General features: G+C 45.2%; 1 protein-coding gene. It reads left to right on the top strand.

Going from position 1 to position 210, the window contains the following annotated elements; genetic code table 11:
* The coding region (locus MB14_RS14365; RefSeq protein ID WP_157716597.1) for a TonB-dependent receptor plug domain-containing protein at positions 1-210 on the top strand (210 nt) is incomplete at both ends.

Raw genomic sequence — 210 nt, 5'->3', positions numbered from 1 at the left:
GCTGGAGAAGTGGTTGTAGTAGCTTACGGAACTCAAGATACTAAGAGTATCACAGGTTCAGTAACTTCGCTCTCAGCAGAGAAAATCAAAGACAGACCAATTTCAAACGCAATTTCTGCGCTTGGTGGTTCTGGCCCAGGTATTCAAGTAACAACTGCTACAGGACAACCAGGCGATAGCCCTGCCATCAGATTAAGAGGTATTGGTTCT

The sequence above is a fragment of the Roseivirga ehrenbergii genome, assembly GCF_001593005.1.
Lineage (GTDB): Bacteria > Bacteroidota > Bacteroidia > Cytophagales > Cyclobacteriaceae > Roseivirga > Roseivirga ehrenbergii.
This window is presented reverse-complemented; position numbering and strand designations above follow the sequence as displayed.